Annotated in this window: 15 protein-coding genes and 1 pseudogene; 7 read left to right on the forward strand and 9 right to left on the reverse strand. The window is 64.9% G+C overall.

The features are described from left to right. From VMR39_RS05455 to VMR39_RS05470, 4 genes and pseudogenes are all read left to right on the forward strand, one after another. Positions 1 to 787 (forward strand): annotated as a pseudogene (locus tag VMR39_RS05455) (hypothetical protein); the annotation flags it as partial. 2 nt (positions 788 to 789) lie between these two features. After that, the gene (locus VMR39_RS05460; protein ID WP_325414988.1) at positions 790 to 1,722 is read left to right on the forward strand and encodes a tyrosine recombinase; all 933 of its coding nucleotides are present in this window, start codon (positions 790 to 792) and stop codon (positions 1,720 to 1,722) included. Between the two features lie 11 nt (positions 1,723 to 1,733). Next, positions 1,734 to 2,678, forward strand: coding sequence for an acetyl-CoA carboxylase carboxyltransferase subunit alpha (locus VMR39_RS05465; RefSeq protein ID WP_325414989.1), 945 nt, complete (start codon positions 1,734 to 1,736; stop codon positions 2,676 to 2,678). 128 nt (positions 2,679 to 2,806) lie between these two features. Beyond that, complete coding sequence (locus tag VMR39_RS05470) at positions 2,807 to 4,285, forward strand: M48 family metalloprotease (protein WP_325414990.1); 1,479 nt, start codon at positions 2,807 to 2,809, stop codon at positions 4,283 to 4,285. Between the two features lie 60 nt (positions 4,286 to 4,345). Here VMR39_RS05470 and VMR39_RS05475 read toward each other — a convergent pair whose 3' ends face one another. Next, on the reverse strand, positions 4,346 to 4,507 hold the full coding sequence (locus tag VMR39_RS05475) for a Flp family type IVb pilin (RefSeq protein WP_046764629.1): 162 nt from the start codon (positions 4,505 to 4,507) through the stop codon (positions 4,346 to 4,348). Between the two features lie 135 nt (positions 4,508 to 4,642). Continuing rightward, positions 4,643 to 4,828: a Flp family type IVb pilin gene (locus VMR39_RS05480; RefSeq protein ID WP_325414991.1), complete on the reverse strand. Its 186-nt coding sequence runs from the start codon at positions 4,826 to 4,828 to the stop codon at positions 4,643 to 4,645. A gap of 82 nt (positions 4,829 to 4,910) precedes the next feature. Between VMR39_RS05480 and VMR39_RS05485 the strand changes: the two genes are divergently transcribed. Further along, entirely contained in the window at positions 4,911 to 5,318 is a 408-nt protein-coding gene (locus VMR39_RS05485; protein ID WP_325414992.1) for a (deoxy)nucleoside triphosphate pyrophosphohydrolase, read from the forward strand. A 65-nt stretch (positions 5,319 to 5,383) separates the two neighbouring features. On the opposite strand, the gene bfr is transcribed toward VMR39_RS05485, so the two are convergent. The 3 genes from bfr to VMR39_RS05500 form a co-directional block, all read right to left on the reverse strand. Then, entirely contained in the window at positions 5,384 to 5,863 is a 480-nt protein-coding gene (gene bfr, locus VMR39_RS05490; protein ID WP_179042822.1) for a bacterioferritin, read from the reverse strand. A gap of 149 nt (positions 5,864 to 6,012) precedes the next feature. Beyond that, a complete protein-coding gene (locus VMR39_RS05495; protein ID WP_325414993.1) occupies positions 6,013 to 6,183 on the reverse strand; it encodes a (2Fe-2S)-binding protein in 171 nt (56 codons plus the stop codon). Positions 6,184 to 6,242: 59 nt separating this feature from the next. Next, positions 6,243 to 7,484, reverse strand: a complete 1,242-nt coding sequence (locus VMR39_RS05500) for a DUF418 domain-containing protein (protein ID WP_325414994.1) — start codon at positions 7,482 to 7,484, stop codon at positions 6,243 to 6,245. 153 nt (positions 7,485 to 7,637) lie between these two features. Between VMR39_RS05500 and VMR39_RS05505 the strand changes: the two genes are divergently transcribed. Next, complete coding sequence (locus VMR39_RS05505) at positions 7,638 to 8,411, forward strand: methyltransferase domain-containing protein (RefSeq protein WP_325414995.1); 774 nt, start codon at positions 7,638 to 7,640, stop codon at positions 8,409 to 8,411. Here VMR39_RS05505 and VMR39_RS05510 read toward each other — a convergent pair. Further along, a complete protein-coding gene (locus tag VMR39_RS05510) occupies positions 8,369 to 10,078 on the reverse strand; it encodes a glycoside hydrolase family 43 protein (RefSeq protein ID WP_414712462.1) in 1,710 nt (569 codons plus the stop codon). The genes VMR39_RS05505 and VMR39_RS05510 overlap by 43 nt on opposite strands. Before the next feature lie 75 nt (positions 10,079 to 10,153). Here VMR39_RS05510 and VMR39_RS05515 point away from each other — a divergent pair, with 75 nt between their 5' ends. Beyond that, positions 10,154 to 11,638, forward strand: a complete 1,485-nt coding sequence (locus VMR39_RS05515; RefSeq protein ID WP_325414997.1) for a GGDEF domain-containing protein — start codon at positions 10,154 to 10,156, stop codon at positions 11,636 to 11,638. Here VMR39_RS05515 and VMR39_RS05520 read toward each other — a convergent pair. The 3 genes from VMR39_RS05520 to purL all read right to left on the reverse strand — a co-directional run bounded on the left by VMR39_RS05520 (position 11,624) and on the right by purL (position 14,777). After that, entirely contained in the window at positions 11,624 to 12,031 is a 408-nt protein-coding gene (locus tag VMR39_RS05520) for a hypothetical protein (RefSeq protein ID WP_325414998.1), read from the reverse strand. The two genes, VMR39_RS05515 and VMR39_RS05520, sit on opposite strands and share 15 nt — an antisense overlap. Continuing rightward, positions 12,028 to 12,507 (reverse strand): hypothetical protein, encoded by a 480-nt coding sequence (locus VMR39_RS05525; protein ID WP_325414999.1) that lies wholly within the window; start codon positions 12,505 to 12,507, stop codon positions 12,028 to 12,030. The genes VMR39_RS05520 and VMR39_RS05525 overlap by 4 nt, the downstream gene beginning before the upstream one ends. Before the next feature lie 92 nt (positions 12,508 to 12,599). After that, a complete protein-coding gene (purL, locus tag VMR39_RS05530) occupies positions 12,600 to 14,777 on the reverse strand; it encodes a phosphoribosylformylglycinamidine synthase subunit PurL (protein WP_325415000.1) in 2,178 nt (725 codons plus the stop codon). Position 14,778 lies beyond the last annotated feature (1 nt).

Raw genomic sequence — 14,778 nt, forward strand, 5'->3', positions numbered from 1 at the left:
GGTGCGGCGGCGACCGGGCGTCGATATCGCGGCGCGGCTGGGCGTCTTGTCCAACGCCGCGCTGGTCGGATTCTATGGCCAACTCGGCACCGACGGCGACGCGCCGAATGATCTTGCGGACAAGGTTGACGCATTGCGCATCGCCTATTCGGGCGCGACCGTTGGCGACCGGCTGGGCGGGATGCGCAGTTGGTGGCAGGATGAGGCGAAGCCGGATTATGTCGGTCTGATCGCGACCGCGCGTGCCGCCGCCGCGCTGCCGGTGGCGCAGGCGTCGGCGCAGGATGCGTCCAATCTCGTCGCGTCGATGCTGACCGCCGGCTATGACCGTAATGCGGCCCGCTGGGCGCAGGCGATCGGCCAACTGGACGGTGAAGGCGCTGCGCAATTCTGGGGGTTGCTGGCCGTCGGCGCGCCAAGCGCCGTGGTGGAAATCAACAGCAGCCGTGTGTCGACCTATGTCAGCGACGCTGGCGCGGAAAAGGGGCGGATGCTGATTGCCGCTCTCGCCGGCCTGTCGCGCCTGTCGCCGCAGGACGCCGCATCGCTCGCACAGGATAATGGCGTGGTGCTGGCCGCCAACAGTCGCTGGGCGCGGGCCATTGGTGCGGCGGCGCAGCGGGGCGAGAAGGCGACCGTGGCACTGTTGGCTGCCGTCGGCATGCAGGGCAGCGACTGGAGTCGCCTGCCGGCCGCGCATCTCTATCATGTCGTGGCCGCGCTGCACCGTGTAGGACTGGACCCCGAGGCGCGGATGATCGCGGCCGAGGCGATCAGCCGCAGCTGACCATGGGGCAGGAAGACGCCGCACTGGTCGACCGCTTCCTCGAAATGATGGCGGCGGAGCGCGGCGCGTCGCGCAATACGCTGCTGGCCTATCGCGCGGACCTCGCCGGGGCGGGCGCGTTGCTGGGCGGCCTGTCCGGCGCGACCAAGGAGGGGCTGGGGACGCTGGCGACGGCCTGGGCGGAACTGGCGGCATCCTCCGTGGCGCGCAAGACGTCGGCCTTGCGCGCCTTTTACGGCTTTCTGGAGGAAGAAGGGCTGCGTGCCGACAATCCTTCCGTTGCGCTGCCGCGCCCGACAACGCGCCGGCCGCTGCCCAAGATTCTTTCCACCGCCGAGGTCGATCGCTTCTTCACACTGATTGCCGAGCGGATCGAGGTCGAACATCCCGTGCCGCTCGACCTGCGACTGGCCGCGCTGATCGAGCTGCTCTATGGATCGGGCCTGCGCGCGACCGAGCTGGTGTCGCTGCCGCGCCGGGCGCTGGCCCATGACCGGCCTTTCCTGATCCTGAAGGGCAAGGGCGCGCGCGAACGGCTGGTGCCGATATCCGATCGCGCGCGCGCCGCCGTCGCCGCTTGGCTGCCGCATGTGCCGGGCGACAGCCTGTGGCTTTTCCCGTCGGGCAAGAGCCATCTGAGCCGCATCCGCCTCTATCAGCTGGTGAAGGCGCTGGCCGCCGCCGCCGGCATCGCGCCGGAACGGGTCAGCCCTCATGTACTGCGCCACGCCTTCGCCACGCACCTGCTGGAGGGCGGGGCGGACCTGCGCGCGTTGCAGGCGATGCTGGGCCATGCCGATATCGGGACGACGCAGATCTACACCCATGTCGACAGCCGGCGACTGGTCGAACTGGTCAACCAGCGGCATCCTCTTGCCACCATGCAAGCCAAGATACCGCATCGCCGCGTTGACGGCGACGCGCCATCGCCCTAACGCCTTGCGCCATGGTAAGCTTTCTGGAATTTGAAAAGCCGATCGCGGAGCTGGAAGCGCGCATCGTCGAATTGCGCGCCACCGCCAGCGTGGGCGACATCAACATCGATGGCGAGATCGCGACGCTGGAACAGCGCGCGGCCAAGCTGCTCAAGGACACCTATGCGAAGCTGACGCCCTGGCAGAAGACCCAGGTCGCGCGGCACCCCGACCGTCCGCATTTCAAGGACTATGTCGCGGGCATGTTCGACAATTTCATGCCGCTGGCGGGCGATCGCGCCTTTTCCGACGATCAGGCGATCATCGGCGGCTTCGCGACGCTGGGCGACCGCAAGGTCATGGTGATCGGCCATGAAAAGGGCGACGACACCGCCAGCCGCGTGCGTCACAATTTCGGCATGGCCAAGCCCGAGGGCTATCGCAAGGCGATCCGCCTGATGGAACTGGCCGACCGCTTCGGCCTGCCGGTCGTGACGCTGGTCGATACGTCGGGCGCCTTCCCCGGCGTGCAGGCCGAAGAGCGCGGCCAGGCCGAAGCCATCGCCCGCTCGACCGAGGCGTGCCTGAAGATTGGCGTACCGATGGTGGCGGCCGTGGTGGGCGAGGGGGGGTCCGGCGGCGCGATCGCGCTGGCCGCGGCGAACCGCGTGCTGATGTTCGAACATGCCGTCTATTCGGTAATCTCGCCCGAAGGCTGCGCTTCGATCCTGTGGCGCACCGCCGACAAGGCGAGCGATGCGGCGACCGCGATGCAGGTGACGGCGCAGCATCTGAAGGCTTTGGGCGTGATCGACCGGATCGTGGCAGAGCCGGTTGGCGGCGCGCATCGCGAAGCGGTGCAGGCGATCGCCAGTCTGGGAGCGGCGATCGAGGCGGAACTCGCCTCGCTCGACGGCATGAGCGCGGATGCGCTGCGCACTGACCGCGCCGACAAGTTCCTCGCCATCGGCGCCTGATTTCATTCCCGTCGGACCGACACGCCCGGCCTGAAAACGCGCAGGCTGGCAGTCTGGCTCTCGCTTTTCCGGGAACGCCCCGCCATTGTCCTTCGTTACGTGGCGGTAACGTCGAAGGGTGAGGGTTTATGAACTGGAAGATTTCGCTGGGCTGCACGGCGGCGGCCCTGGCGGTGGCGTTGACCGCGCCGGCGGTGGTCGGGCAGCAGCGGGCGATTCGCACCGTCTCCTCGATCAGCCAGCAGGACAAGGCGAGCGGCGCCAAGCAGCATCCCGAACTACTTAAGGAATTTGGCGGGGCCTATGCTGGCGCGCAGGCGAAATATGTCGAAGGGGTCGGGCGCCGGATCGCGGTCCAGTCCGGCCTGTCCAATGCGCAGGGCGACTTCACCGTCACCCTGCTCAATAGCCCGGTCAATAACGCCTTCGCGATCCCCGGCGGCTATGTCTACGTCACGCGCCAGCTGATGGCGCTGATGAATGACGAGGCCGAACTGGCGGGCGTTCTGGGCCATGAAGTCGGCCATGTCGCGGCCCAGCATGGCCAGCGTCGCCAGCAGACGGCGCAGCGCAATGCGATCGGCGGTGCGCTGCTGGGCGCGCTGGCGGGCGCTCTGTTGGGTGATTCGGGCCTTGCTGGGCTGGTTCAGAAGGGGATCGGTACCGGCAGCCAGTTGCTCACCCTCAAATTCTCGCGCAGTCAGGAATATGAAGCGGACGATCTGGGCATCCGCTATCTGGCGTCGGGTGGCTATGATCCGCGGGCGCTGTCGGACATGCTTGCTTCGCTGGCGGCGCAGAGCGATCTCGATACGCAGGTGGCCGGCAATGCGCGGTCCATGCCCGAATGGGCGAGTACCCACCCCGATCCCGCATCGCGCGTCGATCGGGCGGCGCGGGCAGCCGAAGCGACGCGCGTCACCAGCACCGTGCGCAACCGCGACGCCTTCCTCAACGCATTGAACGGCGTCCTTTATGGCGACGATCCCAAGCAGGGCGTGATCGACGGCAGCTGTTTCCTGCATCCAGACCTGCGCCTCAGCTTTGCCGCGCCCAGCGGTTTCGGCATGGAAAATGGCACCGATGCCGTGTCGATCACCGGTTCGGGCGGGCAGGCGCAGTTTGGCGCGGCGCCCTATACCGGCAATCTGGCGACGTATATCAATAATGTGTTCGCCAAGCTGGGCGGCGGAAATGGGGGTGTCCCGGCTGGAGAGGTTAGTCGCACGACCATCAATGGCATCCCGGCCGCGTGGCGTACGGTGCGCGCATCCAGCCAGTCGAGTCAGGTCGATGCGACCGTATTCGCCTATGATTTCGGGGGAGGGAAAGCCTATCACTTCCTGCTGCTCACGCCGGCAGGCCAAGGCGTCGGCCCCTTCACCTCAATGGTCGAGTCGCTCAAGCCCTTGTCGGCGCAGGAGGCGGCGGCGATCAAGCCGCGCCGTGTCCAGGTGTTGACGGTGAAGGCGGGTGACACGGTCCAGTCGCTGGCGAAGCGCATGGCCTATAGCGACTATCCACTGGAGCGGTTTCTGACGATCAACGCGCTGAGCGACAATGCCGTGCTGCGACCGGGGCAGAGGGCGAAGATCGTCAGCTGGTAAACACGAAAAGGGGCGGCGAACTTGCGTTCACCGCCCCCGATTTCGACAATCGTCCGAAGCTTACTTCAGGTTGCCCGAAACGTTGTTGAAGGTGTTGCCGAGCTTGCCGCCCAGGCTGGTCATGGCGCCGATGGCGGCGACGGCGATCAGAGCGGCGATCAGGCCGTATTCGATCGCGGTTGCACCCTTTTCATTCTTCAGCATCTTGCGGATGAACTGCATGTAAGGTCTCCTTGAATGGATTATCCGTTAAACTACCCGGCCGCCCCGCTTGGTAATTCGTGGTCAGCTAGGACCGAATTAGACACGCTCGGTTGAAAAATGTTTAATGGCGGAAAAACTGTCAGATTTTGATGGTTAATGCTTCGTTACTTCGGTCGCGACGTTGTTCCACATGCCGATCGTCTTGTTCGCGACATTGTTGAGCGCCACGATCATCACCAGCACGACCATCGCAAGAATCAGTGCATATTCGACCGCAGTCGCGCCACGCTCGCACCGCGTCAGGCCCCAACGGGCGATGATTTCGATAAGCCCGCGCATCTTGACCCCAATTCGCTACAGACAGTCCCGGTCAGACATGTAAAGCAGCCAGGGTTAACAAAGCCCTCTCAGCCGGAAAGACATGCCGCCCGTGAAGTCCCTGCTCGTCGTTGCCGTAGCGTTGATCGATGCCGATGGCCGTGTCCTGTTGCAGCAGCGCCCACCGGGCGGATCGATGGCGGGGCTGTGGGAATTTCCCGGAGGCAAGGTGGAGTCGGGGGAAACGCCCGAGGCGGCGCTGGTGCGCGAGTTGGAGGAAGAGTTGGGCATCCGCACGCATGAAAGCTGCCTCGCGCCCGCGACCTTCGCCAGCGAACCGCTGGGTGACAGGCATCTGCTGCTGCTGCTCTATGTCTGCCGTAAATGGCAGGGGGTTCCTGAAGCACGCCACGCGACGGCGCTGCAATGGATGCGGCCTACGCAAATGTATGGGGTGGAAATGCCGCCGGCGGACCTGCCTTTGATCGGGATCCTTGAGGCATTATTGTAGAAGGAAAAAGGGCGAGGCCACCGCCGGAGGGATGGCCTCGCCCGTCATGTGCCGCAGCAGGCGCCTTATTCTTCGGCGGCCTTGCTCTGCAACTGGATATAATTCTGGATGCCCATGCGTTCGATCATTTCGAACTGGGTTTCCAGTGTGTCGACATGCTCTTCCTCGCTTTCGAGGATATATTGGAACAGGTCGCGGCTGACATAGTCGCGGATCGATTCGCAATAGGCGATCGCATCTTTCAGCACCGGCAGCGCCTCATATTCCAATTCGAGGTCGGACTTGAGGATTTCCTCCACCGTCTCGCCGATCTTCAGGCGACCGAGCAGCTGAAAATTGGGCAGGCCGTCGAGGAACAGGATGCGCTCCGCCACCTTGTCGGCGTGCTTCATCTCGTCGATCGATTCGGAATATTCGAATTTCGCCAGCTTTTCGATGCCCCAATGGTTGAGCATGCGATAGTGAAGGAAATATTGGTTGATCGCGGTCAACTCATTCTTGAGGACCTCGTTCAGAAAGTCGATGACCTTCGGGTCGCCTTTCATGGCGTTATACTCCGGCTGTTTTTGGGACGCCGGGATTATAGGCGCAATGCACCCGTCTGTTAAGCCTAAAACCCTTGAAAATCAGGGATTTTTTACTGCGCTATTGCGTCGGCTTCGCGATTGTTTCGTGCGCATGATTTGCAATCATATCAGGCCGATGCGCGCTCCGCCGCGATGATGGTGCGAGCGAAGGGCACGCACTGGCCGCATTTGGGCCGACGGCCGAAACGGGCATAGGCATTGCACGGCGTATCGGCACCGTCCCGCGCGGCTTCGCGCAGGTCTTTTTCACGAATCGCATTACAGACGCAGACAACCATCGAGGCACTTCTCCTGATGGAGGAGAGATAGCGTGCCTGATAATGGGTCGCAATAGTATTCAGCTGCTCCTGCGAATCTTTTGCACTGCACCATGGCTGAGACTGCGCCACAGCCATTCGGCCGGACCCATCGCGAATCGGGCTGCATAGGGTTGTGACCAAAGCAGCATGACCGCCCAGGCAGCAAGGACGAAGAGGGGAAGCGCAGCGTGATCGACATGGGCGAACAGGCCTAGCCCCCAGCCATAGAAGATCGCGGTCATGACGATGCTGGTGCCCAGATAATTGCTGAGCGTCATCCGCCCTGCCGCGGCGATCCGGCCGACCAGCGGGCTGCTCTTGTGCCGGGCGAGCAGCCAGAGGATCAGCGCGGCCCAGCCCACGGTGAGCGGGATGCGGAAGGGGAGCGACCAGACCAGTGCCGCGCCATAGGTGGGGAGGGGCGCGAAACCGCTCCACCATGTCCATAGCGCCAGCGCGGCCATGGGCGGCACGCCGATCAGGAAGCAGTGGCGCGCAGTACGGCGATATTGTTCCGCATCCCAGTTGCCGGTCAGGAAGCCGCCCTTCAGCATCGCCATACCGAGCAGCATGAAGCCCAGCGTCTCGAACGCGTTGAACAGCAGGCCCCAGAGCCAGTCGCCGGGGAAGCCAGCCAGCTTCATGCCGATGATGGCGGACAGGCTGCTGCGATAGGTGGCGACTTCCATCTGCGTGGTCGGGCTGGTTGGATCGGACAGGGCGGCCATGAAGGTCAGGAAGCCGTCGCGGGTGGCGGCGCCGACATTGGCCTCTCCGGCGGCATGGCCCCAGAGGTAGAGGCTGCCGATGAAGGCGGCGAGCAGCAGGAACTGAAAGAGAAAGAACAGGAACGCGCGCTTGACCAGATCGAGCGGTTCCAGTCGGACGAAGAGCAGGGCGAACAGGCCGACGATCGCATAGACGCGCAATATGTCGCCCCACCAGAGCAGGAAGAAATGCAGGCAGCCGATGACGAACAGCCAGCCCAAGCGGACCATCTGGGTGCGGCGGCCGTCGCGCCCCGCCATTTCCTCCTTGTCGATCAGCAGCAGCATAGACGCGCCGAACAGCAGGGCGAAGAGGCCGCGCATCTTGCCATCGACGAAGATCAGGCTGATCGCCCAGAAGCTGATGTCCCCGGCCGAGAGCCGCCCCGCCACCGCCGGGTTGAAGTAGGCGTTCTGCGGCAGGGCGAAGGCGGTGATGTTCATCCATACGATGCCCATCACCGCGCAGCCGCGCAGCACGTCCATGGCGGGGATGCGGGGGGAGGCAGTCATGCGATGGGCGTTCCTATTGGAGGACTGGTCAGAGCCGCGAGGCTCTGCCAATGCGCCTAGAGCCTTTCCACAGGATGTGGAAAGGCTCTTGTTCTTTGCGGTCGCATTTCCCAAGGCGTTGACCGTGAACGGTCAACTGAAAATGCTCCAGCCATGAATGACGCGCGCAAGCAACGGATAAGCGATGCATTCGGCGCCGCTGCCGGCCATTATGAGGCCCATGCCGGGCCGCAGCGGCTGGCGGCGACGCTGGTAGCCGACATCGCCCGGCGGCAGATGCCGGGCGGGGTCGCGCGCATATTGGAGATTGGTTGTGGCACAGGCCTCCTGACCCGCGACATCCAGACGCGCTGGCCCGGCGCGGAACTGATCGCGACCGACATTTCGCCCGGTATGCTGGAACAGGCTGCGTCGCACGGCCGGGTGGCGGGTCGCTTCCTGACCATGGACGGAGAAGCGCCGCCCTTTGACGGGCCATGGTTCGACCTGATCCTGTCGAGCCTCGCCTTTCAGTGGTTCGACGACCTGCCGGCGGCGATCACGCGGCTGGCCGGGCTGTTGCGGCCGGGGGGGAGCCTCATCTTCTCGACCATGGGGCACGGCAGCTTTGCCGCCTGGCGTGCTGCGCATGCCGCCTGTGGCGAAGCGAGCGGCGTGCCGGACTATCCTTCGCTCGACGTGCTGCGCGCCATGCTGGCGGGCCATGCGGACGCTTTCGCCTTCGAGGAAACGGTGGCGCTGGAGGGCAAGGGCGCGCGGGCGCTGATCGCTCATCTAAAAGGCATCGGCGCGGTCGTGCCCGGCGAGGGGCGCAGGCCGCTCGGTCCGTCCGCGCTGCGCCGGGTCATGGCGACCTATGACGCAGCAGGCGGCAAGGATGTCTATCAGTTGCTGCTCGGCCGGGTGACGCGCGCCGCCCAGGCATAGGGACCGATGATGGTGCCGACGAAGCCGCCGGCCTGCTTCGTGCTGAGGAAGCCTATGTCGACATCGGACGCCAGCAAACGCTCCGCCCCGCCGCTGACGTAGCTGGCGCGCATCCGGCCGCCGTCCATGGCAAGGGTGAGCGTGACAGGCCGTGCCGTGTCGATCGGGGCGGACGCGATCAGTCGGTCGCTGTCCGATCCCTCGCGCGCCATCAGGGCGATGCGCGGCGAGCCGCCCTCTTGCAGGATCCCGAAGAAGAGGAAGGATCGGTCCGACTGGATCGCGACCAGCCCAGCGCGATCGCCATCGGTATCGGGGCGATAGCGGAGCGTCGTGGAGACGGTGGCGACATGATGCTGCTGGCGCCGGCCGATGAAGGCGGGTGCGCCGGACAGTTCGCCGAGTGCGGTGGCGCCGTCCAGCAGCAGCGCGCCCTGCTCCAGTCGATAGACGGGCCTGACCGGGGTGCGGATGCCGATCCATGCCGGATCGAGCCGCGAGCCGGTAAAGTCAGTGCGATAGGAAAAATCGCCGCTGGTCGGCGGGATCCCGGTCGGTCCGCTGGGCAGGTCCGGGCGCGGGGCGGTGAAGGGAATGGGCTTGCCGACGTCCAATATGTGGGGCCAGCCGTCGCGCCACTCAACTGGCAGCAGGAAGGTTTCGCGCCCGATATTGTAGAGGTCAGGGCCATAGGGGCGGGTGGCGAGGAATGTCGCCCACCAGTCGCCTGCCTGCGTCTGGATCAGTTTCGCATGGCCGGCCGACGTCACCGGATTGGGGCGGGCCGGGTCGAGGCTGCGCTGGCTGAGGATCGGGTTGCGCTGATAGGGGATGAACGGCCCGCGCAGGTCGCGGGAACGGAACACGACCTCGCTATGCTGGTCCCCGGTGCCGCCTTCCGCAGCGATCAGATAATAATAGCCCTCCCGCTTCAGCAGATGCGGCCCTTCGATCCAGGCGGGCTTTTGCGCGATATCGACGCCGCCATTGACGATCTGGGTCGAAGGACCGGTCATCTTCAGGGAGCGCCAGTCGAACTCCTGCACCCAGATGGCGCGATGCCCTTCATAGCGGGGCGGTTCGTTCGGCGCGCGGTTGTTGACGATATAGGCCCGGTCGCCCTCCCAATGGAGGGACGGATCGATCCCCTCGAACGGCAACCAGGTGGGATCGGACCAAGGCCCGGCCGGATCGCGTGCGGTCATGACGAAATTGCCGCGGCAATCGACGCAGGTGCCGACCAGATAGAAGAGGCCGTCATGCCAGCTGATGTCGGGCGCGAACATGCCGCGCGACGTGCGCAGGCCGGAAAAGTCGAACTGGCCGGGCCGATCGATCGCATTGCCGATCTGCCGCCAGTGGACCATGTCGGTCGAAGAGAAGATGGGCAGACCCGGATAATGGGCGAAGGAAGAGTTGACCAGATAATAGCTGTCGCCGACGCGGGTGATCGACGGATCGGGATAGTAGCCCGACAGGATCGGATTGCGATAATCGCCGGGGCCGGGCGCGGCCTGTTCCTGCGCATGGCCATCATAGCGGAAATCGTCGAAGCGGGCAGGGCCGGCAACCGCCGGTGCGGCAATGGTGGCAAGCAGCCAGCAGACGGCGCGTGAAACGGGTCGCAAAATCCCTCTCCCCTCCTGTTTTGCCGACCATAGGGGCATGGAATTGATAGCGCTATCAAAATCCGGCGGCGTTCAGACAGGCAATGATTAACCTCTTTCCGGCAAGGAAGGCGCATGGAGACGGTTCGCCGCCTTGATCGCGCCAGGGCGCAGGTGCAGTTTGCCGCGTTCGCGCGCGCGGCCATGCTGCCGGCCATCCTGTTTCTGCTCCACGCGCTGCTGCTATCGACCATGGGCGATCGGGCGGGGCAGGCGTCCTTCGTCTTCCTGATCGGTTTGCCGCTGCTGGCTGGATGCGCCTGCATCCGCCTTGTCCGGCGAGAGAGCTGGGAGGGGTGGCTACCGCTAGCCGCCGCGATGCTCTGCTGGGCGGGCGGCATGGCTGCCACCATGGTCGGCGTGCTGATGCTCGATGTCGAGAGCGAGGTGAGCCTGAGCATGTTGCTCTACGTGCTCTATGGTGTGCCGCTGATCTTCGCCCTCGCCAGTCCGCCGGAAGAGGCCTGGTATGTCCGGTGCGTCGATGCCGTGCTGGCCGGTGCCTTGGGCTATCTGTTCTTCGTCTATGTCTTTACGCTGTCTACCATGTCCGGCACACAGGATGCCAATGCCGCGGCCCTGCGGCGGATGTTCGATGTTGAAAACCTCTACATCGCCACCTTTGCGCTGATTCGGCTGGCTGCGTGTCGGGATACGGCGGCCCGCCTTTTCCTGCGCGTGCTGACGGCCTATGCCGTCGTCTATCTCCTTGTCGCGGCCTATATCAACCATGTGCAGGCGGAGGCGGATTTCGGTCTTTGGCCCGATCTGGTCATCGACCTTCCATTCTTGCTGCTGCTGGCGCGGACCGTCGGCGTCAGGCGAGAACTCGTGCCGCCGGTGTCGCGGCGGCTGGCGCTTATCGTGCGGGCGGGCAGTCCGCTGATGTTGCCCGCGACCTTGCTGACCGTGTCGGCCTTTCTGTTGTCGCATGATGCGCGACTGGCGGTGGCGGGCTGCATCGTCGCGACGCTGGGCTATGGGCTGCGCAGCGTGCTGGTGCAACTGCGCAGCTATGACGAGCAGGATCGGCTGGCCGAACTGTCCCATGCCGACGCGCTGACCGGACTGGCCAATCGCCGCCTGTTCGACGAAGTATTGCGAAGAGAGGCGGCTCGGGCACAGCGGCATGGCGGCGCGCTGGCGCTGATGATGGTCGATATCGACCATTTCAAGCTGCTTAACGATCATTATGGCCATCCGGTCGGCGATGCGCGGCTGCGCGAAGTGGCGGCTGCACTGTCTGCCTGCGCGCGGCGCGGCACCGATCTGGCGGCGCGCTATGGTGGGGAGGAGTTTGCGATGATCCTGCCTGACACCGATGCGCACAGGGCGGCCGCCATGGCGGAGCAGATACGCGAAGCGGTGGAGAATCTGGCGCTGCCGTCACCTGCGCCGGGTGGCGTGGTGACGGTCAGCATCGGCGTCAGCCATACCCAATCCTTGCAGGCTGACGTCCAGAAATTGATCGATAGCGCCGACCGCGCCCTTTATGATGCGAAGCGCGGCGGCCGCAACCGGATCGCGCTGGAGCGGCTGGAGCCTTTAGTGGCGGGCTGACTTGCGGATCATCAGCTTGAGGCCGGACCATATTGCATCGACCGCGCAGACCTTCACATCGACCAGATCGGTCGCCGACAGTATGACCGCACGGATCACGTCCTCGCTGATGTCGGTGGGCACTTTTGATGCCTTTTTCGGCCAGCTGATCCAGAGAAAGCCGGTGGGGGCGAGCAAGGGGCGGAGTGCGGCAATGCGGGCCTCCATCGTCGCGCGATCGGTGACGAAGATAATGGCGGCATCGATCGGTGCTCGCGGCGCGGGCAGGGGAATGACGCCGCTGTCGCCGATCTCCGCCGCGACGCTGGCGGGCATATCCTCCCACCAGGCGCGCAGGCCGGGTTTGAGGCTGAGCTTCTTCGCCAGCGGGGTGCCGGAATAGCCGGCGCTCATCGCCGCCTCCCGCGCCGGGCTGCGATGAAGGCGATGGGCAGGCCGACAAGGATGCAGTGCGAGAAGAGCTGATTGCCGATACCCCAGGCGATCTTGCCGATCGGCCGCCCGGCATAGGCGTCGGGCAACCAGAGCGCCGGCCAGCGCCACGGCCGCACCAGCCAGTACATGATGATCCAGAGCAGCAGGCCATAGATCAGCCCGGCAGCGATCGGGCGGCGTCTGAGTACGGGGATATGCCGCGCTGCCTGCATATAGCCAGCGGCCATGCAGGCCATGATCGCGAAATGGACGGCAAGCCCGATCGCGGCCCAGAGCCAGACAGGCTGGCCTTTTGCCGCGTCACCGAAGGGGCCGCTGGCGACGAATGTCAACACGGCTAGCGGCTTCATGCCTGCCATGCCGGCAAAGACGAAGGCGGAAATGATGTCGAGCGTGCCGGCGATCAGTGTCGCCCGAATGATCCTCTCGCGCATATGGCGCTCCCCTCTCTCTCGTGGGGCGGATCATGGCAGATCGGGAAAGGATTGTCCCGCCGGGATGCGTCGGCACCCCGGCGGGAAGATGATCAGAGTTCGTTGTCCATCAGGGCGGGGAAGAAGCCTTCATGGGCAGTGCGGAGCGTGTCGAGCGAGACGCCCGCGACGCTGGCGCCGCCGGTCGTGCCGATCTTCACCGCGCCGTCGATTTCGACGCCGGCGGGAGCCGTGACGACATAGCGGGCCTGGTCTTCGCCGAATGCGCCGGCGGTGGTCAGCGCGATGTCGAGCGTCGCGCCGATCTTGCCGGCCAGCGCCATTTCCGCGACGGTGACGATCAGGCCGCCATCGGCTATGTCATGCACCGCATTGACCTTGCCTTGCGTAACCAGCGCACGGACGATGTCGGCATTGGCGCGCTCGGCGGCCAGGTCGACCTTGGGCGCTTCGCCGGCTTCGCGGCCGGCAATTTCGCGCAGCCAGATCGACTGGCCGAGATGTGTGCCTTCGCCACCAATGAGCCAGATGGCGTCGCCCTCATTCTTGAAGGCGACGGTCGCCATCACGTCCACGTCCGCGAGCAGGCCAATGCCGCCGATCGCCGGGGTCGGCAGGATCGCCGAGCCACCGCCGGTCGCCTTCGACTCATTGTAGAGCGAGACGTTGCCCGACACGATCGGGAAGTCGAGCGCGCGGCAGGCGTCACCCATGCCCTCCAGGCAGCCGGTCAGCTGCGCCATGATCTCGGGGCGCTGCGGGTTGGCGAAGTTGAGGCAGTTGGTGACGGCCAACGGGTTTGAACCGACCGCGCTCAGGTTGCGATAGCATTCCGCGATCGCCTGCTTGCCGCCTTCATAGGGGTCGGCATAGCAATAGCGCGGGGTGCAGTCGGTGCTGATCGCGATGCCCTTGCGCGCACCATGGACGCGCACGACGGCCGCATCGCCGCCGGGGCGCTGCACCGTGTCGGCGCCGACCATATGGTCATACTGCTCCCAGATCCAGCGGCGGCTGGCGATGTCGGGCGAACCCATCAGCGTCACCAGATCGGCACCGATGTCGGCGCTTTCGGCGATGTCGCCGAGCGGCTCGACCTTCGACCAGATCTTATAGTCTTCCTTCGGCATCGACGGGCGGTCGTAAAGCGGCGCGTCGTCGGCCAGCGGGGCGAGCGGGATGTCGCACACCGTCTCGCCCTTGTGGATCAGAACCATGCGGCCGGTGTCGGTGACATGGCCGATGACGGCGAAGTCCAGTTCCCACTTGCGGAAGATCGCTTCGGCGAAGGCCTCGCGGCCGGGCTTGAGCACCATGAGCATGCGCTCCTGGCTTTCAGACAGCATCATCTCATAGGTGGTCATGCCGGTTTCGCGCTGCGGCACGTCATCCATGTTGAGCTGGATGCCGACGCCGCCCTTGGACGCCATTTCGACCGATGAGGAGGTCAGGCCCGCCGCGCCCATATCCTGAATTGCGACGATCGCGTCGGACGCCATCAGTTCCAGGCACGCCTCGATCAGCAGCTTTTCGGTGAAGGGATCGCCAACCTGCACGGTCGGGCGCTTCGCGTCGGCGTCGTCGCCGAAATCGGCCGAGGCCATGGTCGCGCCATGGATGCCGTCGCGGCCGGTCTTCGACCCGACATAGACGATCGGGTTGCCGACGCCGCTGGCGGCCGAATAGAAGATCTTGTCGGTGTCCGCGACGCCCACGGTCATTGCGTTGACCAGGATGTTGCCGTCATAGGCCGGGTGGAAATTTACCTCGCCGCCCACGGTCGGCACGCCGACGCAATTGCCATAGCCGCCGATGCCATGCACCACGCCGGCGATCAGATGCTTCATCTTGGGGTGGTCGGGACGGCCGAAGCGCAGCGCGTTCATGTTCGCCACCGGGCGCGCGCCCATGGTGAAGACGTCGCGCAGGATGCCGCCTACGCCGGTCGCCGCGCCCTGATAGGGTTCGATGTAGCTCGGGTGGTTGTGGCTTTCCATCTTGAAGATGGCGGCCTGGCCGTCACCGATATCGACCACGCCGGCATTTTCGCCCGGACCGCAAATAACCTGCGGACCCTTGGTCGGCAGCTTCATCAGGTGGATCTTCGAAGATTTATAGGAGCAATGCTCCGACCACATGACCGAGAAGATGCCCAGTTCCGTCAGGTTCGGTTCGCGACCGATCGCCTTCAGGACGCGGTCATATTCTTCCGGGCTGAGGCCATGTTCGGCGACGACTTCCGGGGTGATCTGGGGTGCGGTGCTGGACATG

Source organism: Sphingobium sp., assembly GCF_035511395.1.
In the GTDB taxonomy this organism is placed as follows: domain Bacteria; phylum Pseudomonadota; class Alphaproteobacteria; order Sphingomonadales; family Sphingomonadaceae; genus Sphingobium.